At 36.3% G+C, this 23,262-nt stretch carries 16 protein-coding genes; 7 read left to right on the top strand and 9 right to left on the bottom strand.

What is annotated here, in order from left to right; genetic code table 11:
• Positions 1-254 precede the first annotated feature (254 nt).
• Positions 255-3,164, bottom strand: a complete 2,910-nt coding sequence (gene secD, locus ACWPWS_RS09010) for a protein translocase subunit SecD (RefSeq protein ID WP_105683557.1) — start codon at positions 3,162-3,164, stop codon at positions 255-257.
• A 217-nt stretch (positions 3,165-3,381) separates the two neighbouring features.
• On the opposite strand from secD, the gene ACWPWS_RS09015 reads away from it, so the two are divergent.
• Positions 3,382-4,749 carry a PQQ-dependent sugar dehydrogenase gene (locus tag ACWPWS_RS09015; protein ID WP_454046242.1) on the top strand — a complete coding sequence of 456 codons (1,368 nt, stop codon included), beginning with the start codon at positions 3,382-3,384 and terminating at the stop codon, positions 4,747-4,749.
• A 219-nt stretch (positions 4,750-4,968) separates the two neighbouring features.
• On the opposite strand, the gene hemN is transcribed toward ACWPWS_RS09015, so the two are convergent.
• From hemN to ACWPWS_RS09030, 3 genes are all read right to left on the bottom strand, one after another.
• The gene (gene hemN / locus ACWPWS_RS09020; RefSeq protein WP_454046243.1) at positions 4,969-6,327 is read right to left on the bottom strand and encodes an oxygen-independent coproporphyrinogen III oxidase; all 1,359 of its coding nucleotides are present in this window, start codon (positions 6,325-6,327) and stop codon (positions 4,969-4,971) included.
• A gap of 178 nt (positions 6,328-6,505) precedes the next feature.
• The gene (locus ACWPWS_RS09025) at positions 6,506-7,537 is read right to left on the bottom strand and encodes a WD40/YVTN/BNR-like repeat-containing protein (RefSeq protein ID WP_454046244.1); all 1,032 of its coding nucleotides are present in this window, start codon (positions 7,535-7,537) and stop codon (positions 6,506-6,508) included.
• A 49-nt stretch (positions 7,538-7,586) separates the two neighbouring features.
• On the bottom strand, positions 7,587-9,104 hold the full coding sequence (locus ACWPWS_RS09030) for an amino acid permease (RefSeq protein ID WP_209785152.1): 1,518 nt from the start codon (positions 9,102-9,104) through the stop codon (positions 7,587-7,589).
• 447 nt (positions 9,105-9,551) lie between these two features.
• On the opposite strand from ACWPWS_RS09030, the gene pnuC reads away from it, so the two are divergent.
• The 5 genes from pnuC (at position 9,552) to ACWPWS_RS09055 (ending at position 15,567) form a co-directional block, all read left to right on the top strand.
• A complete protein-coding gene (gene pnuC / locus ACWPWS_RS09035) occupies positions 9,552-10,223 on the top strand; it encodes a nicotinamide riboside transporter PnuC (RefSeq protein ID WP_209785153.1) in 672 nt (223 codons plus the stop codon).
• 4 nt (positions 10,224-10,227) lie between these two features.
• Complete coding sequence (locus ACWPWS_RS09040; protein ID WP_454046245.1) at positions 10,228-10,911, top strand: hypothetical protein; 684 nt, start codon at positions 10,228-10,230, stop codon at positions 10,909-10,911.
• Between the two features lie 89 nt (positions 10,912-11,000).
• The gene (gene dapF, locus ACWPWS_RS09045) at positions 11,001-11,768 is read left to right on the top strand and encodes a diaminopimelate epimerase (RefSeq protein ID WP_454046246.1); all 768 of its coding nucleotides are present in this window, start codon (positions 11,001-11,003) and stop codon (positions 11,766-11,768) included.
• 31 nt (positions 11,769-11,799) lie between these two features.
• Positions 11,800-12,825: an endolytic transglycosylase MltG gene (gene mltG, locus ACWPWS_RS09050; protein WP_454046247.1), complete on the top strand. Its 1,026-nt coding sequence runs from the start codon at positions 11,800-11,802 to the stop codon at positions 12,823-12,825.
• Between the two features lie 132 nt (positions 12,826-12,957).
• Positions 12,958-15,567: a TonB-dependent receptor gene (locus ACWPWS_RS09055; RefSeq protein ID WP_209785157.1), complete on the top strand. Its 2,610-nt coding sequence runs from the start codon at positions 12,958-12,960 to the stop codon at positions 15,565-15,567.
• Between the two features lie 48 nt (positions 15,568-15,615).
• On the opposite strand, the gene ACWPWS_RS09060 is transcribed toward ACWPWS_RS09055, so the two are convergent.
• From ACWPWS_RS09060 to ACWPWS_RS09075, 4 genes are all read right to left on the bottom strand, one after another.
• Positions 15,616-16,068 (bottom strand): adenylyltransferase/cytidyltransferase family protein, encoded by a 453-nt coding sequence (locus ACWPWS_RS09060; RefSeq protein ID WP_105683567.1) that lies wholly within the window; start codon positions 16,066-16,068, stop codon positions 15,616-15,618.
• A 142-nt stretch (positions 16,069-16,210) separates the two neighbouring features.
• Entirely contained in the window at positions 16,211-17,233 is a 1,023-nt protein-coding gene (galE, locus tag ACWPWS_RS09065; RefSeq protein WP_454046248.1) for a UDP-glucose 4-epimerase GalE, read from the bottom strand.
• A gap of 9 nt (positions 17,234-17,242) precedes the next feature.
• Positions 17,243-17,686, bottom strand: coding sequence for a hypothetical protein (locus tag ACWPWS_RS09070; protein WP_454046249.1), 444 nt, complete (start codon positions 17,684-17,686; stop codon positions 17,243-17,245).
• Positions 17,687-17,688: 2 nt separating this feature from the next.
• Positions 17,689-18,813: a DegT/DnrJ/EryC1/StrS family aminotransferase gene (locus ACWPWS_RS09075; protein WP_105683570.1), complete on the bottom strand. Its 1,125-nt coding sequence runs from the start codon at positions 18,811-18,813 to the stop codon at positions 17,689-17,691.
• A gap of 88 nt (positions 18,814-18,901) precedes the next feature.
• On the opposite strand from ACWPWS_RS09075, the gene ACWPWS_RS09080 reads away from it, so the two are divergent.
• Positions 18,902-20,503, top strand: coding sequence for a S8/S53 family peptidase (locus ACWPWS_RS09080; protein WP_454046250.1), 1,602 nt, complete (start codon positions 18,902-18,904; stop codon positions 20,501-20,503).
• Between the two features lie 209 nt (positions 20,504-20,712).
• Here ACWPWS_RS09080 and ACWPWS_RS09085 read toward each other — a convergent pair whose 3' ends face one another.
• Complete coding sequence (locus ACWPWS_RS09085; protein WP_454046251.1) at positions 20,713-23,247, bottom strand: phosphoenolpyruvate carboxylase; 2,535 nt, start codon at positions 23,245-23,247, stop codon at positions 20,713-20,715.
• Positions 23,248-23,262: the final 15 nt, after the last annotated feature.

Below are 23,262 nucleotides of genomic sequence, written 5' to 3' on the forward strand. Positions count from 1 at the left end.
TATCTAAACTTTAAAAATCAACTTTCAATAAAAAAAACAACAAAAATAAAATGAAAAAACACCAATAACCAATTACCAATAGAAAAGAGACAAAATAATTAAAAACTAAGTAAAAATTCAACCATTAAAATAAAAACATGCAAATAGTTATAGTGAGATACGATATTTAATGATCATTAATTAAAAAAGAAATGGGGCAATAAAAAAAGACCGTTTCAAAAGAAACGGTCTTTACTAATTTATTGTAGTTTGTATTACTTTGAAGCTAGCTCTTCTTTTGCAGAAGTAGACTTTCCATGTACCTCTTCTTCTTTTCCTGTTTTCAGGAAGTCGTAAGCAATTGCAGACGCAACAAAGATAGATGAGTAAGTACCGAATCCAATACCAATTAACATTGCAAACATGAATCCTCTCAGGTTATCACCACCGAAAATGAAGATCGCAAGGATAACCAAAATCGTAGTAAATGAGGTGTTGAATGTTCTACCTAATGTACTTGAAATAGAGTCATCAAAAAGACCTGCTAATGTTAAAGATTTTTTCTCTCTCAGGTATTCTCTAATTCTGTCGAAGATAATTACCGTATCGTTGATTGAGTATCCCAATACCGTAAGAATCGCAGCGATGAAATCCTGATTGATCTCCATGTTGAATGGCATATATTTGTGAAGCAATGAATATGCTCCTAAAATAATTACCGCATCATGGAATAGAGCAGCAACCGCTCCAAGGGAGAACTGCCATTTTCTAAATCTTACCAAGATATAGACAAAGATCATTGCTAATGCAGCTAATACCGCATAGATACCGTGAGTCTGAATATCATCAGCTACAGAAGGTCCTACTTTCTCAGAAGAAACAATTCCTGCGTGGTCTTTATCAGCAGATTTGAAATCTTTCAATGTAGTTCCTGCCGGTAAGTTTGATTTTAAACCTTCAAATAATTTCTGTTCAATAATCTGGTCAGCTTTTAAAGATTCATCTTCGATAAGGTAATCTGTAGAAATCTTTAATTGCTTATTGTTTCCGAAAGTTTTAGCTTCTACAGAAGAGTTTTTACCATCTTCCGTTTTAAATAATGCTACTAATTTGTCTTCAACATCTTCAGCTTTTACATCTTTATCAAATCTTACCACATAGTTTCTACCACCGGTAAAGTCGATACCGTATTTGAAACCGTGAGTTGCAATTGAAATAACACAAATAACGGTAAGAACAGCCGAAACAATGTATGCATATTTTCTCTTTCCAATGAAATCGATCCAGGTATTTCTGAATAGGTTCTTCGTAGCCGGAGTCCAAACAGAAAGTCCTTTTCCTTTATTTAATCTTGAGAAGATCATTACTCTTGAAAGCAATACAGACGTAAACAGGGTCATTAAAATACCGATCATCAACGTCAATGCAAAACCTTTGATAGGTCCTGTTCCGAAGAAGAACAATACAACCGCCGTTAAGAATGTTGTCGTGTGACCGTCAATAATTGCATTCAATGCATGTTTGAAACCATCTTTATAGGCTTCAAGAATGCTTTTTCCTGCAAATAATTCTTCTTTGGTTCTTTCATAAATGATAACGTTCGTATCGACCGCAACTGCCATCGTAAGAACGATACCCGCGATACCTGGAAGCGTAAGGGTAAAGTCACCCGAATCCATAATACCGAAAATATAGAATAAGTTGATTACCATTGCAATTACCGCATAAACACCAGCTCCACCGTAGTAGAAAATGATATAAACAATAATAATTGCGAATGCAATAATAAACGACATTAAACCAGAGTCAATAGCCTCCTGTCCTAAAGATGGACCTACAACAGTAGCCTGAACTACTTTTGCTCCTGCAGGCAATTTACCAGCCCCTAAAACATCTACTAATTCTTTAGCTTCTTCCTGAGAGAAGTTACCAGAGATCTGAGTTCTACCGTTAGGGATAGCATTTACAACGTTTGGAGCTGTATATACTCTGTTATCAAGAGTTACTGCAACAGGTTTCCCTACGTTTTTCTCCGTTAATGTTTTCCATTCTTTTGCTCCTTTGGAGTCCATCTGCATGTCTACCACTACTCTGCTTAGTTCGTCGTAGCTGATATTTGCAGTTTCAACAGCACCGTCTACCGGAGCTTTTTGGTTAATGTTACCTCTGATTGCATACAATACTAAGCTTTCAGCATCTGTAGCTTCAGGTTTGTAACCCCACATGAACTGTGTATATTTAATGTTAGCCGGACGTAAAGACTGACCTACTTTGCTGTTTAAAATTTTATTTACAACTGCAGTATCAGATAATTTTACGTTAGCAACACCATTCGTTCTTAATTTGTCAAGCTGTAAAAGGCTCATGAAGTTCACATTCTTTGCTACTCCCATAGAATCTCCTTTTGCAGCAACCATAGTGGTCAACGTTTGGAAATAAGGTGCAATTTCAGGAACCTGCTGTACTTCCCAGAACTGAAGTTTTGCGGAAGTCTGAAGCATTTTCTTCACTTTGTCGATATCCTTCATACCAGGCATCTCCACAGAAATTCTTGCCGTACCAGGTACTCTTTGAACGTTTGGCTGGATGGCTCCAAGCTTATCAATTCTCGTTCTGATAACCTCAAAAGCTGTTCCTACAGACGCATCAATTTTTCTTTTAACAATGCTTTTCACCTGCTCATCAGGAGTGTTGTACTTCACCTCAGTAAGGGTTGTATTTCCGAAAATTTCCGGATCTGCCAACTTAAGGTTTGTTCCTTTAGCTTTGTTAATTACATCGAACTGTTCGAAGAAATTGTCGATGTAAGGTCTTGTAGAATTCTTCTGTGCTTCATCAGTTTTGTTTAAAGCCTCAATCAGAACAGGATTTGTAGAATAATTGGTTAAATCATTCACAAGATCTCTTTGGTTAATCTCCAAAAGAACGTTGATCCCTCCTTTCAAGTCAAGACCAAGTTTCATTTCCTTGTCTTTGGCTTTAGTGTAATAAAGTTTTGTGAATCCTAAATTCAAAGTATCCTTAGAAAGTCTTGCGATTTCTTTTTGATACTTCTCCGGATTGTCTCCTGCAATAGCAGTTGCCTGCTTTTCAATTTTGCTGGCGTACCATGTTGGTAATAGCTCGTTTAAGCAAATCAACCCTAGTACAATAGCGACAATTGTAATAAGTCCTTTTCCTTGCATTTTGTTATAACTACGTTAAATTAAGTCGGCAAATATAATGATTTTCTTGTATTTTATGAATTTTTAACAACAGAAATGGTTTATTTCCAGATATATTGGTATTGTGATTTCTATTTAAGATTTAACAATTTTTTCATGCTATCATAATGAAGTTTTCAAAATATGATTGGTATAAAATTTTCATTCACTTCATCAACACACTAACTATCACAATATTATGAGAAAACTACTTTTTTGCATCAGTACTTTTTCTTCCTTAATTGTTAATTCTCAAAGCCTTAATTTGGAAGAATTTGCCACGGGACTTACCAGTCCTGTAGAGATTACGAACGCCAATGACAGCCGGCTTTTTGTTGTACAACAGAACGGTATCATTAAAATTATTCAACCCAATGGGACAATTAATCCCATTAATTTCCTGAATATCGGAACGAAAATTATTTTTGGCGGCGAAAGAGGACTTCTTGGTCTTGCATTTCATCCTCAATATCCTGCTAACGGATATTTTTTTGTGTATTATAACAATCCTTCAGGAAATATTATCGTCGCCAGGTACAGTGTAAGTTCAACAGATCCCAATGTTGCCGATCCCAATTCAGAAAAAATCCTTCTGAATATTCCCAAACCATTCGACAATCACAACGGAGGAAGCATTCATTTTGCTCCTGACGGAAAACTTTGGATCATCACCGGAGACGGAGGAAGTGGGGGCGACCCCAACAATAATGCTCAAAACAAAAACGTTCTGCTTGGAAAAATGTTGAGAATAGATGTAGATGCTACTGGTCCTTACAATATTCCGCCAGACAATCCTTTTGCAGGAGCCGGAGTAGCTGGTGCCGATGAAATATGGGCATATGGTCTCAGAAATGCATGGAAATTCTCCTTTGATCTGACTACCGGAAATGCAATGATTGCCGATGTAGGGCAAGGAGCTATTGAGGAAATCAACAAAATGCCGATTACTCAGGCTGGCCTAAACTATGGATGGCGCTGTTATGAAGGAAATAATTCTTACAATCCAGCAGGATGTGCTGCACAGTCTACCATGACCTTTCCTATTGCAGTTTATGATCATTCCGGAGGAAAATGTTCTATAACGGGCGGTTATGTCTACAGAGGAACTCAATATCCTTCACTTCAGGGAAAATATTTCTTCGCAGACTACTGTTCTACCCAAATTGGAATGTTGGATAGCAATAATGCCATTACATGGACGACTCCTTATTCCGGAAATAACTTTTCTACTTTCGGAGAAGACTATCAAAAAGGATTATATGTAGCTGCCGTGAACAGTGGAAAAATCTTTAAAATATCAACGGGAACTCTGGCTACTCAGGAAAATACGTTAGCCAGCATTAAAATCTATCCTAATCCTGCTTCAAAAGAGATTTTTGTTGAGGGTATGAAAGATAAAAAAGCAACCCTGGAAATCATCAGTGCGGAAGGAAGAAAAGTACTGGAAACCAATCAGATTACAAATGGTAAAAGTATTAATATCTCCCATATCCCTGCCGGAGTATATTATATCAATCTAAAATCCGGAGAACTGAAGTCTTACAGTCAGAAATTGATTATTAAATAGTAATACCTGGCTGTAAACGCAAACGGAACGCAAAGGTTTTTAAAATTCTATGAAAAATGATTGAAAAGGCGTTTCACTAAGCAAAAAAATTTACTAAACACAGTGGGCTTGCGAACAAAAAGATAAATCAACACTATAAAATCTTTTCGAACATTGTATTTAAATTAAATAAGCCCATAGGCCAATAAAAAAGCGGTTCAGATCTGAACCGCTTTTGTTTTATATTGTCATTGAGAAAATTCTTGTTTCCGGCTTATTCCTCATCATTCTCAGGTCAAAAACCATTGCCACATTTCTTGTGAATGCCCTCCCGGCTTCTGTAATTTTAACTTCAGTTCCGTTGATCTCAACCAATCCGTCATTTTCCATTTCTTTCAACATTTCCAGTGCATTTTCAAGCTCAGGGAAAGAGTTGTTGATATCAAAAGTGGTTTCAAGCTGACACATCAGATTCAGAATATGTCTTCTTACGACCAGGTCTTCTTTACTCAAAACGTGTCCTTTTACAACAGGAATTTCACCTTCTTCAACCATCTTCTGATATTCTTCCACGGTTTTTACATTCTGTGCAAAAGCATACCATGAATCTGATATCGCAGACATACCAAGCCCTACCATCAGCTGGGTTTTGCTTGAAGTATAGCCCATGAAATTTCTGTGAAGTTTTTTATGAATCAAAGACTGGTACAGATCATCATGTTCAAGAGAAAAATGATCCATCCCTACTTCAATATATCCTAAATCCTGAAGAAGTTTTTTACCATCTTCATACAAACGGCGTTTTTCTTCTCCACTTGGTAGGTCATTTTCATCAAAACCTCTCTGTCCTACTCCTTTTACCCATGGAACGTGTGCATAAGAATAAAAAGCTAATCTATCAGGTTTCAATTCCATTGTCTTTCTGATCGTGTGTTCCATGGCCTCCCAATTCTGGTGTGGCAATCCGAAAACCAGATCATGGCTGATTCCTCTATACCCGATTTCCTTGGCCCATTCAGTAACGTTTTTTACGTTTTCAAACGGCTGGATTCTGTTGATTGCTTTCTGAACTTTAGGATCATAATCCTGAACCCCAAAACTTACTCTTCTGAAACCAAGATCATACAATGTCTGAAGATGTTCTTTTGTGGTATTGTTAGGATGTCCTTCAAAAGAAAATTCCGGGTGTTCTGCAATGTCTACTGTTGAGAAGATTCCTTCTAACAATGTTCTTAAATTTTCAGGAGAGAAAAACGTAGGAGTACCGCCCCCCAAATGCAATTCTTTCAGTTTAGGTCTTTCGCTAAAAAGATCAAGATATAATTTCCATTCTTTTAAAACACTTTCCAGATAAGGAACTTCAACACTATGTTGTTTTGTAATACGCTTATGGCATGCACAGAACGTACACAAAGCCTCACAGAAAGGTAAATGGATATAAATAGAAATCCCCTCCTCTGCATTGCTCTCATGAAAAGACCTGATTACGGTTTCCTTCCATTTTTCCGGTGAAAATGTTGATTCATCCCAATATGGAACGGTAGGATAAGAAGTGTAACGCGGTCCGGGAATATTATACTTATCTATTAAAGAGTTCATTTTGAAAATTAAAATTTTATAAGGGTATGAAATTTTACCTCATTAAAATTTCATCTTACAAAATTAACCATAAGTTATGAATTTTAACCTATGAATTATATTAGGTTCTATTTTATAATGAGTCTAAATACGTATGATCAGGCTTTTGACCAATAGTGATAAATTCTATCTCTGCTATTTAAAATTTTAATTTCATAACGACAATTTTATTATTTCCGGCAAGAACAACCTTGTTACCATCAATCCATTGGCAGACAAAGAAGCCTTTCTCATCAGAAATTTTCTTCCATGTTTTCCCAAAATCTGAGGAATAGCTGATATGTTTGTCTCCCACTGCAACAATCTCTTTCCCTTTGGAACCCGGTTTTATTTTCACACAGGTTGTATAGCCTGCATTCTGCCCTGAAGCCTGAATCTGCCAGGTTTCACCACCATCATTCGTGGTGGCAATATTATTGATATTGGCATCTTGCTTTGTATAATCACCTCCTACAGCAATCCCGAAATGGTCTTCAAAAAAATCGATGGAATACATTCCCTGTGAAGACTCTCCCTGAATGAAAGGGGTTTCAATAATCTTCCAGTCCAATCCTTTCTGCTTAAAGATCCTGGAAGTCTTCCCACCTGTTGCAATCCAGAGGATATCCTTGTAGGAAGCAATATTGGTATTGCTGGCGGCAAATGCGGCTTCACCTTCCTTTAGTTTTACTTTCTCGTGATTACCCATTGGAGGATTCCATGTCTCGTACATTTTCTTATGAGGGAATAATAATGCCAGCTTCATCAAAAGATTTTTATCAGGATCACTGAACGTTATCCCGTATCCATCCTTTACAAAATGTAAAGCATCATAAAAAGCCGTTTTAGCAGTATCTTTAAAGACAATCTGTGATTTCAGATCTTTTTTATCAATTTTAAAGAAGTAAGCAGGACTTTCAATGTTGATGGCATAGAAAGAGGTTTTATCCTGTGCCAACGTCCTGAACTGAAGTTTATCTTCGGAAAGTTTTATCTGCTTCTGATTTTTATAATCTTTCAGATCTACAAACCCGAATTTGGAGTCTGTACCGCTATACCAGACCTTATTGTCATATAACTCCAGCGCTCTGATACTGATTTTATCAGTAAGAATTGTTTCAAGGCTTTCCACCTGTTGAGAAAATGCAGTAAGTCCTATGGACAGAAATAAAAGGGTGAAAATATTTTTCATATTATAATATTGGGGACAAAAAAAACCGCCGAAGCGGTTTATATTATTATTAATCTTGGTTCTGATATTTTTCAGGATTGTTCAATTTACTGTTTGATTTTCCGTAAAGGAAATACACTAAACCTCCTAAGAACAACCATACTGCGGAAAGTTCCAATGCATGAGCACTTAGGTTAAAGATCAGGTAAATATTGATGAATACACCCAATGCTACTACTATTTTATAAGCAGGAACTTTGAAAGGTCTGATCAAATTAGGTTCTTTTTTTCTCATTACCCAAACAGCAATACAAACCAGTGTAAATGCAAACAGGGTTCCGAAACTTGTCATATCTGCCAATGTCGAAATCGGTGTAAATGCAGCGATCAATGCAACTACAACTCCTAGCAAAATGATCCCTTTATAAGGGGTTTTTGTTTTTGGATGAAGATCACCAAAGAATCTAGGAATCAATCCGTCTTTTGCCATTCCGATGAATATTCTTGACTGTCCCATCATCATTACCATTACTACAGAAATTAATCCTACAGTAGCTGCAATTGTTACAACGTTACTCGCCCAGTGTTTTCCTGCAATTTCGAAAGCATACGCTACAGGAGCTTTAATAGCATCAGGATATTTCCCTTCAGGATTAAAGTCTGTATAATGCATCATCCCTGTCAATACAAGAGATACACAGATATACAAAGCCGTACACACTAATAATGAAGCAATAATTGCAAAAGGAACATCTTTTTTAGGATTAATAGCCTCTCCAGCCTGTGTAGAAACAGCATCAAAACCAATATAAGCAAAGAAAATAGCGGCTGCTCCGGAAATAATACCTTTAATACCATAAGCGGAGACCAGATCACCTTCAGAGTTTTTAATCTGTATTGGATCTGGAATAAAAGGCTTCCAGTTTTTAACACCATCTACAGCGTTATAAAGATCAGTATTAGAGAAAATAATATACACCCCAGCGATAATTACAAAAATAACGGCAGAAGTTTTCATTAATACGATCAGGTTATTAGCTCCTGCTGCTTCTTTAGTCCCTTTTACCAATAATGCTGTAATTAAAAGAACAAGAATGAATGCAGGCAGGTTCATTGAAAAACCATCTCCGGTATAACTTGAAGGATCTGATGTCAGATAGGCAGGTAAATGAATATTAAAAATTTTCAAAAACTTGTTAAAATATCCGGACCAACTCACGGAGACGGCCATACTCGCCATGGCATACTCGAGGATGAGACACCACCCCATGGCCCATGCAAAAATTTCTCCTACAGTTCCATACGCATAAGCATAAGCTGAACCTTCTACAGGAATAATGGATGCGAACTCTGCATAACATAATGCAGCAAAAACGCAGGCAATACCTGCAATGATAAAGGAAATGGCAAGTGCTGGTCCTGCATGATAATAGGCTCCCGTTCCCGTAAGAACAAAGATTCCACCACCGATGATAGCACCCACTCCAATTGCTGTTAAACTCCATTTTCCAAGGACTTTTTTCAGCTCACTTTTCTTCATATCTGCCTCATAGGCACTTAGTGGCTTTTTAACCCAAATTTTCGACATGTTTTTTTATTTATTAAGGATTTACGAAAATATAAAAAATTTAGAAACTCTCACGTTAATCGTTAAAATTTCATCATTTATTTTACATTAAAGACTTTAAAAACCTGACCAGCACCTTATTCATAGTATTTCACCAACATGAAGTTTTCCCGTTCTGATTCTGAACCACAGAACCAGGAAGTCAGTAATAATACAAATATGCCGTAATCTATATTCTTACAAAAAAAAAGAATGTAGAGATATATCGTGATGGTTATAGTTTGAAAACGTCGGTAATGTCATTATAATCTTACAGCTTCTTTACCGTCCTAAATAAACAGAATTTCTGAGTAATCATCACTTCCGCATTGAATTTTCACAAATCGGGAAACTTTGCAGGAACGTTATTATATTTGATAACCTGTAATGAACTTCTAAAAAAAGTAAAATTTCTTTATTTTTGAGGGTATGAATTTATATGATCTTTTCATAAAGCCTTATGAAGGCTATGATACTTTACAGATTATGTTGGAAACTTCGGGGGCCATCTTAGGAACTCTGAGTGTGTATTTTTCGATAAAAAAGAACATCTGGGTATATCCTACCGGCATTATTTCTACGCTGATCTATGTTTATATTCTTTTCAATTTCGGTCTGCTAGGAGACTGCCTCATCAACGTTTATTATACTGTAATGAGTATCTATGGATGGATTTTATGGGCCAGGAATTCAGAAGATCATATTCATGTTGATGTCACCTGGGCTCTCAAAAAAGAATGGATCTATGCCGGCTTGCTTTTTATACTGAGTCTGGCACTTGTTACCCTTATTTACTATTACAAACCTTATATTGATAATCAATTTTCGATGGAAGGAACCAGTCTCGGATTGTATCATCTGGACTGGGCAAACTGGATGGATGTTTTCACAACCTCAATATTTTTGGTAGGAATGTGGTTGATGGCCAAACAGCGCATTGAGAGCTGGATTTTCTGGATTATCGGGGATCTAATTTGCATCCCTATGATGATTTTTAAGGGACTTGGAATCACTTCGGTGCAATATTTGGTATTTACTATAATGGCTATCTTAGGATACGTCAATTGGAAAAAAAGTTTTAAAGAAAAAAAAGTACAATAAAGTCATGAAAAATTTATTCAAAATAGCAGTCAGTATTTTTGCTATTGCCAGTTTAACATCTTGTTTAGCATATACCGACGGATACGGAAGCAATAATGGAGGTTATGGTTATGGTGATCCTTACTATAACAATGGGTATTATTATGCACCTTCCGGATATTACGGAAATGGAGGATATTATGGTAATGACGGCTATTATTACAGAAACAACGTTAATTACTACTATGATAATGGAATTCCTTATTACTATGACAATTATAATAACTCCAGAAGAAAAGTCTATGTAGAAAGAAGATCTTCTTCTTCTTCAAGACCTCAAAACGGATTCCAGAATACACGTACAACGAACAGTAACGGTTCATATAATAATAGCGGAGGATTCAATAATAATAGAAACTCCAACAGCAACAGTGGATTCAGAAACCAAAATAGTGGTTCTCAAAACAATCAGGGTAATCAAAACAACAGCGGATTCAGAAACTCCAACAGTAACAGCGGATTCAGAAATCAAAGCAGCGGCAATCAGAGCAACCAGGGAAGCCAGAATAACAGTGGTTTCAGAAATTCCGGAAGCAGCAGCAGCAGATCAGAATCTTCCGGTGGTGGATTCAGAAACAGTTCCAGCAGCCAAAGCAGCAGCTCCAGCAGTTCCAGCAGACAGCAAAGCAGTGGCGGAGGCTTTAGATAAAACGATTATAAATAACAAAACGAACAGGTAACACTGTTCGTTTTTCATTTAAAATATAGTAATTTTGCTGCTTCATTTAACAAAAAAATATGGAATTTTATAAATATCAGGGAACAGGAAATGATTTTGTAATGGTAGACAACCGTGATCTGCAGTTTACTAAAGATAAAGGCATTATTGAAAAATTATGTGACAGACGCTTCGGAATTGGTGCTGACGGTCTTATTCTATTGGAAAACGATCCTGACTATGATTTCAAAATGGTGTACTACAATTCTGACGGAGGAGAAAGTACTATGTGCGGAAACGGAGGAAGATGTCTTGTTGCTTTTGCTTTTTTCCTGGACATTTTTGAAGATAAATGCAAATTCATTGCAACAGACGGCGAACATGAAGCTGAAATCCATAACGGGATCATTAAATTAAAAATGATCAATGTAGATACCGTTTCACATGACGGAAATGACTTCGTTCTGAATACCGGATCTCCCCATTATGTAAAATATGTAGAAAATCTGAAGGATTATCCCGTGTATGACGAAGGATATGGCATCAGAAATTCTGAAAAATATAAAGAAAAAGGAATCAATGTGAACTTTATAGAAAAAATTTCTGATAATGAGATTTTTGTAAGAACCTATGAACGAGGCGTTGAGGACGAAACTTACAGTTGTGGAACAGGAGTTACAGCTTCTGCTTTAACTTTTCTGCAAAAACATAATCTAACCTCTGTAAAAGTTAAAACTTTAGGCGGAAATCTTAAAGTATATGCTGAAAAAAGCGGTGATGCATTCCAGAATATTTGGCTGGAAGGTCCTGCAAAGCAAGTTTTTAGAGGTAAGACAGATCTTCTTTAAAAACAAAAACTTTTAATCAACATTTATAGGAATGAAAAAAGCAATTCTCATTGTCATTCTGCTGATTTTTGTAGTCGCAGGATTTTTTGGTTTGAGATTTTATAATAAATATTTAGGGAATAATGTAGAAAAGGACGGCTATGTCCTGATTCCTCACAGAGCAGGCTTTAAACAGATCCTAGACTCTATTGCTCCTTATATTAAAGACAGGGAATCATTTGAAGCGGTAGCTAAAGAGAAAGGTCTTGATACCAATTTTAAAGCAGGGCGTTATCATATCGAAAAAGGAACAGGCAACAAGAACCTTGTCAATATGATCAAAGCAGGTAACCAAGCCGCAAATTCTTACAGAATTGGTGATTTTGGGGATATGTATCAAATGATCGGTAAGGTGACTAAAAAAACAGAAATTGATTCACTGCATTTTGTGAATGACCTGGATGCCGTTGCGCAGGAGAAAGGCTATAAAAATGTTGAAGATTTAAAAAAATACTTTTTCATTGATACTTATAATTTTTTCTGGACGGTAAGCCCAAGAGAATTTTTTTCCAAGTTCGAGAATCAGTATAATGATTTCTGGACGAGCGAAAGAAAAAACAAAGAACAGCAGTCTGGTCTTACAAGAGATCAGATTTATGCTTTGGCTTCTATTGTTTATAAGGAGTCCGGAGGAAAAAAGGATGAAATGAAAACGATTGCCGGATTATATTTAAACCGTTACAGAAAAGGAATGAAACTTCAGTCTGATCCTACGGTAATCTATGCAATCAATAAGCAGACTAATTTTAAAGAACCTATAAAAAGGGTATTATATAAGCATTTATCTACACCATCACCTTATAACACTTATGCCAATGCTGGGATTCCTCCGGGACCTATTTGTGTAGTGGATAAAAATTCAGTAGATGCTGTTTTAAATGCTGAAAACAACAATTATATATTTATGTGTGCTGATCCGGCAAGATTTGGATACCATAAGTTTACAGCAAGTGCAGAAGAGCACGCGGTGAATGCAAAAGCTTATCAGGACTGGCTCAACTCAAAAAATATAAAATAAGTTTAGAAAGCACCTCAAAATTTATACAGTTAGTAAAAAACATAAAACCATAATGTTTTGAAGATCAAATTGATATGGATATTCAAAATATTAAGGGTTATTCTTTCACGATCTTATACAAAAAAATAACCTATGAAGAATAAGACAGAAATTGTCAATATTTTCACCAGAAAAACGTTAGGACTTACATTAGTACTTTCAGCAGCAGCGATGGCTTTTGCACAGGAGAAGGCTGGAGTTTCAGGAATCATTGTCAACAAAAAAAATCAGCCGGTTCCTTACGCTTCTGTAACTTTCAGTAATAAAGCGAACAAAACGTTAAGTGATGCTGTACTGACTGATGAAAAGGGACAGTATCAGCTTCAGCTTATGCCGGGAGATTATGATATTACCGTAGAAGCGATTGATTACAAAAAAAGTGTAGTCAGCAAAAATATTGCTGCAGCAGGGAATATCGGGGCGCTATCTATTGAAGCAGAGCCTACCTCTACTGTGGATGGTAAAACAAAAGAAATACAAGGTGTTGTTATTACCGCTTCAGCAGCCAAACCTTATAAAGTAGAACTTGACAAAAAAACATATGATCCTTCACAGGACATCGTGAGCAAAGGAGGAAACCTTCAGGATGTTTTAACGAATGTTCCTTCAGTTTCTGTAGATACAGACGGAACTGTTTCTATGAGAGGAAGTACCAATGTAAAATTTCTGATCAATGGTAAACCTTCTGCCCTATTGGGAATTGATGATGGAGCCAATGCATTACAAAGTATTCCTGCTGACCAGATTGAAAGAATTGAGGTAATTACCAACCCTTCTTCTAAATTTGAAGCGAGTGGAACATCCGGTATTCTGAATATCATCCTTAAAAAAAGCAAAAAAGTTGGATTTAACGGAAGCGTGGTAGGATCGTTAGGATATTTTCCAAGAACTTCTCTTAATACCAACCTAAGCTGGAGAAAAAACAACTGGACCTGGTTTCTGAACGGTGGTGGTGGATACACTGAAAATAAAACCAAGAATAATTCAGAAACGACTTATCATAACCTTACATTCCCTAAAATCCTTCCTTTTCAGCAGCCCAATGATGTCCTTGCACATCAGTTGCAGAACTCAACCAATAAAACTTATAATAAAAATTATAATGTAAGTGCCGGTTTTGTCCATGACTTATCTGATAAGACATCAATCAATTTCACAGGATTGGTGAGAACATTTGAAGGAGACGGAAATGAACTTCTGGATACTTATGACAGCTTTTACAGGTTCTTCAGAGATTCCCCGGACCCAAGCACTATTGCAGGGCAATGGAATTTATTAAACCCTACCGGAAGAAGAGATTCTAAAAGTGTATTCAATAATCTTGCTTTCCAGGGAGATTTGGGATTGGATCACAAATTTGATGATAAAGGACAGAATTTAGCCGTATCATTGAGCTTGCAAAAGAACAGAAGTAATAATAATGCAGACATTCTTGAAACCTATGACCTTCGTCCTGATGTGCAAGATGTTACACGAAGACATTCATCAAGCAAAACAATCATTGGTAAGGCTGATTATGAACTACCAATAGGAGAAAAATCAAAGCTTGAAGCAGGATACAGATTGGATGTTAATGATAATACGTATGATAACTTTGTAAGCAGTACTTCCAACAATCCATATATTCCTAGCTATAACAACAATACCGACTATAAGGAAGTTTTCAATGCTTTCTATTTGCAGTTTAAAAGTAAAATCGGAGAAAAATTTGCTTATCAGCTGGGATTAAGAGATGAGCTTTCAAATGTAAGCATCAATTATATCAATCAAAATCCTAATGACAAAAGGATCGATAAAACTAAAAACTACAATAATTTATTTCCGAGTGTATTCTTAAGCTATGATGTTTCTAAAAACAATCAGATTTTGCTTAATTATTCCCGCAGAATAGACAGACCAAGATCATTCTTCATGGTTCCTTTCCCAAATTACAGCAACAGTCAGAATATTTTTGAAGGAAACATAGATTTGAACCCATCGTATGTAGATTCATTTGAAGTAGGATATAATATTACGAGAAAAAAGTTTACCATTAATCCTACCCTATACTACAGACATGCCACTGATGATACTAAAATGCTAGTCTACAGACCTGATGAAAGCCTGGGAGTATTCTATACAAAACCTATCAACTTAGGAAGTGATGATCGTTACGGTTTGGATCTGAACTTCACGTACGATCCTTTCGCCTGGTTGAAAATAATGGGAAGCCTTGACATGTTCGGATATAAAACCAGCGGAATTGCTTATTATGATGCTATTGATAAAAATAAACAGCAGCAAACCCGTAATATGGATTTTACAGGAAACGGATTTTCTACCAGAGCACGTCTGAATACAACATTCAGGCTTGATAAAACGTTAAGCGTACAATTACAAGGATTCTACAGAGGAGCACAGAAATCGGCCAACCAAAATACTCAGGATATGTATGCGCTGAACCTTGGTGCTTCTAAAACAATCTGGAAAGGAGACGGAACAATTTCCTTCAATATTCAGGATATATTCAACACAAGAAGCAGAGAAGTATTCAGTTTCAATGAAGATTATACACGAAGAAACTATATGCAATGGCAGCCAAGACAGTTTGCTATATCATTAACTTACAGATTCAAGCAGGGAGAAAAAATTGAACAGCCTAAAAAGAAAAAGGATATCAATTCCAATGCAGCAGGAGACGACCAGCAAGGCGGTCCAATGTAATACAACAAAAAATCCCGAAAGTAACTTTCGGGATTTTTTTTATTCCTGTTATTTTACAGGTTCTGCTTTCGAGTATTTTTCTTTTTCAGCTTCGTAGATTCTTCTTCTCAGATCACTGGTGGAAAACCTATGGTCTCTTTTGTTGTAAAAAAGCTCAATTCCTTTTTCTTCACAGTATTTTTTACCTGTAAAATCTCTGTCCATATAATCATCTCCGATAATTCTTACATCAATTACAAATGATTTAAGAATATCCAAAAGATCTTCTTCTGTATAATAAGGAATGATCTCATCTACAGCATTCACTGCTTTCAGTTGAATATATCTTTCAACAATAGTCTGGCTTGGCTTATTTTTGTTGGGACGATCGTGTGACGGGTCGATTTGAAGCCCCACGATTAAATAATCACATACCGTTTTAGCTTCTTCAAGCATTTTGATGTGACCTGCGTGTAATAAGTCAAATGATGAAAATGTAATACCTATTCTCTGTGTCTTCATATTAATTGTAAATTAAAGCTTCGCTGAAATACATGTTCTTAAAAAATAAAGCACTGAATTTCAGGGAAGGTGTTTTGTAATTTGTTTTATTATCTTTTAAATTATTGTTTCATACAACATTACCATTTCTCAATACGTAAGCCTATGAATTTCTACTGTTCAAATATTTCTGCCATTCCCAAACGGTTCTTAAAGATTCTTCCAGAGACGTTTCAGACTTCCAGTTAAGTTCTTTCTCCGCTTTTTCAGGATTGGCATATGCGATAGTAATATCCCCTTCTCTTCTGGCACAGATCTGATAAGGCACTTCTACATTATTCGCCTTTTCAAATGCCTTTACCACTTCCAGCACAGATGATCCATTTCCTGTTCCCAGATTGTAGATATCAATCACAGCATCCGTTGATGGATCTTCCATCAGTTTTTTTAATGCTGCAACATGTGCCTTCGCCAGGTCTACAACATAGATATAATCACGAACGGCCGTTCCGTCCTCTGTAGTATAATCATCACCCCAGATGTTCAGTTTTTCACGTACTCCTGAAGCCGTCTGCATCACATAAGGTACTAAATTATTAGGAATCCCTATCGGCAACTCTCCCAGTTTTCCGGAAGGATGCGCTCCGATTGGATTAAAATATCTTAATAATGATATTTTACTTTGATAGGCTTTGGCAAAATCTATCAGGATCTGCTCTCCCATTTGCTTTGTCTTCCCATATACACTTTCAGGTACTTTCAACGGAGTGTTTTCATGTATCGGCATTTCATCTGCCTGTCCGTATACTGTACAAGATGAACTGAAAATAAAATTAGAAATCTCTCTTTCCTTAAATTCCTTAAGGATATTAATCAAAGAGAACAAATTATTTTCATAATAGTCCACAGGTATTACCTGGCTCTCTCCTACCGCTTTGGAAGCAGCAAAATTGATACATCCATCAATCTGATGAGCATCAAAAACCTGAGTGAGAAGTTCTTTTCTTCTCAAATCAAAAGGATAAAAAACCGGCTTCTTACCTGTAATTTCCTCAATATTTTTTAAAATAAACCTCTCCGAATTGGATAAATCATCTACAATAACTACTTCAAAGCCGTTATTAAGAAGTTCTACTACAGTGTGAGAACCAATATATCCAAGTCCGCCGGTAACAAGTATTGCCATTTTTATTTTTTAATCTTTGTGTTTCCCTATATCTTCTATTTCGCTTTTTGCCGGATTATGTTTTAAATAATTAATTAAAATTGCGGGTCCGATAACCAATACTGCTATTGTTATTAAAAGTGAATAAATAGACTTTGCTGAAGTCTCTCCCAACTTGGCATAAAAAGTAACCAATCCTGCAATCATTATTAAAAACATAGAGATATTAAGATACAAGAACATTTTATTTGATTCTTTAAAAATACTTATAAAGGTCATAATTAATAATGTAAATATTATAAATGTTAATGAATAATAGGGTATTTCAAATCCAGTATATTCATCTTTTACTCTGTATCCTTTAAGCAGAATATTAATAACTACTGCTCCATAATAAATAATCCAAGCAAGAACGAAAATAATTGTAAAAAAATAAGCGAACTTATGCTTCAATATTCTTTCTTCGTGAAGCATATCTATTTCATAAACTCAAGCACTGCATCTGTAATATATTTCAGCTGCTCTTCATCTAATTCTGTATGCATAGGTAAAGAAATTACCTGATCCAAAAGTTTGTCTGTATTCACAAAATCTGCATCATTACTTTCCTGATAGTAAGCTTTTTGTTTTCTTAATGCTACCGGATAGTAAATCATTGCAGGAATTTCTTTTTCCGTCAAAAACTTCTGAAGCTCGTTACGTTTTCCATTCAGAATTCTTAAAGTATACTGGTGGAATACATGTGTAGAATTTTCTGCTCTTTTTGGAGTAAGAATATTTGGATTTCCTTCAAATGCTTCATCATAAAAGTCTGCAGCTCTTCTTCTTGCTTCGTTGTAAGAATCCAGGTGAGGAAGTTTCTTTCTTAAAACCGCAGCCTGAATACTATCCAAACGGGAGTTTACTCCTACCTCATCATGGTAATATCTTTCATACATACCATGGTTAACAATCCCTCTCAAACGGTGAGCAAGCTCATCATTATTGGTAAAAATAGCACCTCCGTCTCCGTAGCATCCAAGATTCTTTGAAGGAAAGAAAGATGTTGTTCCTACCGTAGACATTGTTCCTGCCTGCTTTACGGTTCCATCAGAGAATGTATATTCTGAACCGATTGCCTGAGCGTTGTCTTCGATAACATATAAGTTGTGCTCTTCAGCAATTTTCAATATCTCTTCCATATTGGCACACTGTCCGAAAATATGTACCGGAATAATTGCTTTTGTTCTTGGGGTAATTGCTTTTTTAATCTGTTCTGTAGAAATCGTGAATGTATCATAATCCACATCCACCAATACAGATTTTAATTTAAGCAGATGAATTACTTCTACTGTTGCAGCAAAAGTAAAATCAGCTGTAATAATTTCGTCTCCTTCTTTCAGATCTAAAGCCATCAGGGCAATCTGTAATGCATCTGTACCATTGGCACATGGAATTACATGTTTTACTTCTAAATAAGACTCCAATTCATTCTGGAAAGACTTTACTTCAGGACCGTTAATAAATGCCGCAGAATCCATTACATTCAACACTGCATTGTCTACATCATTCTTTATTTTGTAATACTGACTTTGCAAGTCAACCATCTGAATTTTTTTCATATAATAAATATTTCTGTAAAAATAAGGAATTTAAAATCCTATCAAAAATTTTATTGATTTTGTTTTTATCTTTATACAAATAAATTTTATGAAAAAACTTTTACTCTTTTGTTTCCTAACAGGTTACCTAACCGTTTCAGCACAAACGGAGCTTGTTTTTGTTTACTTCACGGATAAGCCTAATAAAGCAGCTTTTTACGCAAATCCGCTGTCAGAACTCAGCCAGAAATCACTCAACAGGCGTACCGCACTGGGAATACCGCTCAATGATCAGGATGCCCCTATTGAACAGTCTTATCTCCAGAATCTTCAAAATTTAGGATTTACGGTTACAGATTATTCAAAATGGCTTAACGGAGCTGCAGTAAATGCCACTCCAGCTCAAAAAACATTGTTGCAGTCTCAAACCTTTGTTTTGTCTGTAGAAAGTTTTGCAAGAAACAGTTCAACAACCGTAAAAACAGCACCTGGAAAATGGAAAGATGATGCCAGTGTCAATAAAACACTCACGAACTTTAATTATGGTTCCGGTTCTGCACAAATTGACCAGGTTAATATTCGGCCGCTTCATCTGGCAGGTTACACCGGAACAGGAATTTCTATAGCGGTGATTGATGCCGGATTTCCCACAGTGAATACAGGAACTGCTTTTGCAAGATTGTGGACAAATAATCATATCAAAGCATCTTATGATTTTGTTACCAAAACCGGAGACATTTACAATACAGCTCTAAGTCCTCATGGTTCTGTTGTTTTAGGAGTTATCGGCGGATATCTGCAAGATGTTTTTGTAGGAGCAGCCCCTGATGCTGATTTTTATCTTTACCGCAGTGAAAATGCTGCTGTAGAAATTCCTGAAGAAGAACTCTACTGGATTGAGGCTGCTGAAGAAGCGGACAGAAAAGGGGTAGAAATTATTACGTCATCATTAGGTTACAATGTTTTTGATGAAAGCCGTTACAATTATACCTATGCCGATATGAACGGAAATACGTCTTTCATTGCACGCGGAGCAGGTATTGCTGCTGAAAAAGGGATTTTTGTACTTGCTGCTGCAGGTAATTCCGGACAACAGCCATGGCATTATCTTTTGACACCTTCTGACAATGCAAAAGTATTCTCTATTGGAAATGTAGATGCTGCCGGAAATGCCTCTCCTTCTTCTTCTTATGGGCCTAATGCTCTCGGGGTCGTAAAACCTGATGGAAGCACTCTAGGAACTGGAACTACAACCGTTTATGATAATGCTACCTTAATCGTGAACGGAACTTCTATTGCAACGCCTATTGCTGCCGGAGGAGTAGCCTGTCTTATTCAGGCATTTCCAACGATGAACAGGGAACAGATCAGAACAAGACTGAGACAGACCGCTTCACTGTATCCTGCCCATTCAGATCAGATAGGATATGGTATTCTTAATTTCGGAAACTTATACAACCTCGTTCTGAATACCTCTGAACTTGTAAAGAAAGAAAAATGCTCTATATTTCCGAATCCTGCTAAAAATATTCTAAATATTGCTTCAGAACAGGAAATACTGTCTTTAGAAATTTATGACAATTTGGGAAGACTCGTCAGAAAAAATTATAATCAGAAATCTATAAAAGTGGAGGGTTTTCCCAAAGGAACCTATTATCTTAAAATTCAGACGAAGGATAAGGTTTTGTATGAAAAATTCTTAAAGGAATAACTATTTTATCTCTCGCAAATTAAACAGATTAGGCAGATTCTGATACTGCATGTAATGTTGAATAGGCGAGAGAGATTCTTCTGCAACCACATATAATATATTTTTGGCTAAAGCCGATGGATTGATTAATAAAAAAAAGGAATGGGCTAAAGCCCATTCCTTTTAATATATTATTGTACAATATGTACAAAACCTTCGTATAAAATAACTTAAGCTGAGTTTCGGCTTGCATTGATATTCCCGAATAAAGAACGGGTTACCAGCTTTTCATAAGCTTCTTTATTTCCTTCTCCTTTTTGAATTTTCATTAAAGCGTACTGCTGAATACTCAATAACGGCAGAACAATCTTTTCACGGATTTTCACAGACTTTCTGGACAATGGATCTTCTTCCTGAAGCATTTTAAATCCTGTCAACTCGAGCATGATATCTCTGGAAAGCTCATATTCATTGAAAAGAACATTCCAGAATGCTCCGAATTTCGGATTGTTTTTAATATAATACGTCAAAGGGAAATAAGACTTATTCATACTCATCATCGAGTTCAAAACCAAGGTTTTAAAGAAATCCGAACCTTTGTACAGCTCTCTTACTTCTTCAAATCTACCCTGCTCTTTCATCTTTTGCATAGCATATCCAAACCCAAAGAATCCAGGCACATTCTGTTTTAGCTGTGACCATGAACCTACAAATGGTATGGCTCTCAGGTCTTCAAATTTCAATTCGCTGCCATTTCCTCTTTTTGAAGGACGGCTTCCTATATTAGTTTTTCCATAGTATTCAAGCGTACTCATTTCCTGAAGGTAAGGAACAAACATTGGATGTGCTTTTAAGTCTGAATATTTTTGGTAACTGATATCTGCCAATTCTATGATCAAAGCCCTTTCCTTTTCTGTAAGGTCTTTTTTTGCATTTTTGAATACGTCATTTTCCACTCCGGCTGTCAGAAGTTGTTCAAAATTGTATTTTGCCTGTTCTTTATTTCCAAAAATACTGGTAATAGTTTGCCCCTGGATCGTAAGTTCAATTTTATTATTGGCAATCGTTTTTCCCTGAGAAGCATAGAAATCGTGGGTTTTCCCTCCTCCTCTTGCAGGCGGGCCTCCTCTACCATCAAAAAACACAACTTTGATATTATTCTGCTCAGAGAGTTTAGTCAATACTTCTTTCGCTTTATAAATTTCCCAGTTGGCTTTTAGATATCCACCGTCTTTCGTTCCATCTGAGAATCCAAGCATAATCGTCTGCTGGTTTCCTCTTTTTTCAAGGTGTTTTTTATAGACAGGATTATGATACAGTTCGTTCATTACATGCTCTGCGTTGGCAAGACCTTCCATGGTTTCAAAAAGCGGAACAATATCCATATTGATCTCTTCATCTTTATAACCACAGATTTTAAAGAATGCATAAACATTCATCACATCCTTTACGGCATCAGAATTGGAAATAATATAGCGGTTCATTCCCCGAAGCCCGTTTAACTTCTGAATTTCTGAGACCTGTGAAACAGTTAACAGGGTGTCTTTTACAATATCTTCAAAATCTTCAGCATTTACCGTTTCTGAAACCTGAATCAGTTTATTAAATTTCTCTTCATATTCAGCCTTTTCATTTCCGTAGACTTTTGCGTATACCTCATCAATAACTTTCTGATGAATCCTGCTGTCCTGGCGGATATCCAACGTTGCAAAGTGAGTTCCGAAGATCATCACACGATCCCTGAAATTTACCAAAAGATCTAAAAACAAAGAGTTATGCTCGTTGATTAATATTTTTTCCGCTTCATTAGCTTTCGTTAAAATATCTTCTGCTTTAATGCTTTTTCCATCAAAAATTGCAGCATATAACTCTTCACTTAACTGTGTTAAAACTTCAGCTACCCCACGGAAACTTAATCTTCTTCTGATAAATTTCAAATGGCTGTAATAAGATTTGAGGATTGCCGAACGAAGTTCTTCCGCTACTCTTTTCGTTACATCCGCAGTGACAAAAGGGTTACCGTCCCTATCTCCTCCAGGCCAGAAGCCAAGTTGGATAATATCTTCATGAAGGTGAAAATGCCCGTTCCCGAAAGTCTTTTTGATTTTCGTAAACAGTTCACCAATGGTATCATAATACACATATCTCAGGTAGGAAATAATACTCAGGGCTTCATCTATCGGAGTAGGTTTTTCTTTATTGACAAAAGGAGTCTTTCCTAACTGCTGCAGAAGCATATCAATCTGCGTCACAGAATCACCGGTAATAGCCCCTCTTAAATCCTGGATAATCCTTTGTACTGAACTCGGATAAAACTGAGTAGGGTGCGCTGTAAATACAACCTTTACACTAAAATCTTTTAATTTTTCACGTACTTTTTCAATTTTATGATCCTGAAAAGAACGTTCAAAGAGGTTCGTCACCGTCCCATTATCACTTTCAGAATGCAGGTTTGGAAATGCTGCATCTTCAATACTGTCAAACAAAACAACCTGTCTTTCTATATATTGGATGATCTTAAAAAGCAGTTCCAATTTCTGCTCTTCATTCTGAAGATCGGTATGATTTTTAAAAAATTCTTCGACGATATCTTCAGGAGTTTTCCCTGCTTCATATCCGGTTCTGCTTTCTTCATAGAGAAACGGAAGCAGCATCCCGATGTTTGTCATTTTATCATAAGGCAGGCTCATAAATAATGAATTGTAGATCTGGAACTTATTTTCCACAATCTGCCTGAATTTTTCTGCGCGTTGGTCGTGTATCATAGTAACAAATGTAAG

This window comes from Chryseobacterium sp. Marseille-Q8038 (assembly GCF_965111995.1).

Excerpts from the sequence above, each read along its gene's own strand:
- secD (WP_105683557.1), bottom strand. The coding sequence starts at position 3,164 with ATGCAAGGAAAAGGACTTATTACAATTGTCGCTATTGTACTAGGGTTG.
- ACWPWS_RS09015 (WP_454046242.1), top strand. The coding sequence starts at position 3,382 with ATGAGAAAACTACTTTTTTGCATCAGTACTTTTTCTTCCTTAATTGTT.
- hemN (WP_454046243.1), bottom strand. The coding sequence starts at position 6,327 with ATGAACTCTTTAATAGATAAGTATAATATTCCCGGACCGCGTTACACT.
- ACWPWS_RS09025 (WP_454046244.1), bottom strand. The coding sequence starts at position 7,537 with ATGAAAAATATTTTCACCCTTTTATTTCTGTCCATAGGACTTACTGCA.
- ACWPWS_RS09030 (WP_209785152.1), bottom strand. The coding sequence starts at position 9,104 with ATGTCGAAAATTTGGGTTAAAAAGCCACTAAGTGCCTATGAGGCAGAT.
- pnuC (WP_209785153.1), top strand. The coding sequence starts at position 9,552 with ATGAATTTATATGATCTTTTCATAAAGCCTTATGAAGGCTATGATACT.
- ACWPWS_RS09040 (WP_454046245.1), top strand. The coding sequence starts at position 10,228 with ATGAAAAATTTATTCAAAATAGCAGTCAGTATTTTTGCTATTGCCAGT.
- dapF (WP_454046246.1), top strand. The coding sequence starts at position 11,001 with ATGGAATTTTATAAATATCAGGGAACAGGAAATGATTTTGTAATGGTA.
- mltG (WP_454046247.1), top strand. The coding sequence starts at position 11,800 with ATGAAAAAAGCAATTCTCATTGTCATTCTGCTGATTTTTGTAGTCGCA.
- ACWPWS_RS09055 (WP_209785157.1), top strand. The coding sequence starts at position 12,958 with ATGAAGAATAAGACAGAAATTGTCAATATTTTCACCAGAAAAACGTTA.
- ACWPWS_RS09060 (WP_105683567.1), bottom strand. The coding sequence starts at position 16,068 with ATGAAGACACAGAGAATAGGTATTACATTTTCATCATTTGACTTATTA.
- galE (WP_454046248.1), bottom strand. The coding sequence starts at position 17,233 with ATGGCAATACTTGTTACCGGCGGACTTGGATATATTGGTTCTCACACT.
- ACWPWS_RS09070 (WP_454046249.1), bottom strand. The coding sequence starts at position 17,686 with ATGCTTCACGAAGAAAGAATATTGAAGCATAAGTTCGCTTATTTTTTT.
- ACWPWS_RS09075 (WP_105683570.1), bottom strand. The coding sequence starts at position 18,813 with ATGAAAAAAATTCAGATGGTTGACTTGCAAAGTCAGTATTACAAAATA.
- ACWPWS_RS09080 (WP_454046250.1), top strand. The coding sequence starts at position 18,902 with ATGAAAAAACTTTTACTCTTTTGTTTCCTAACAGGTTACCTAACCGTT.
- ACWPWS_RS09085 (WP_454046251.1), bottom strand. The coding sequence starts at position 23,247 with ATGATACACGACCAACGCGCAGAAAAATTCAGGCAGATTGTGGAAAAT.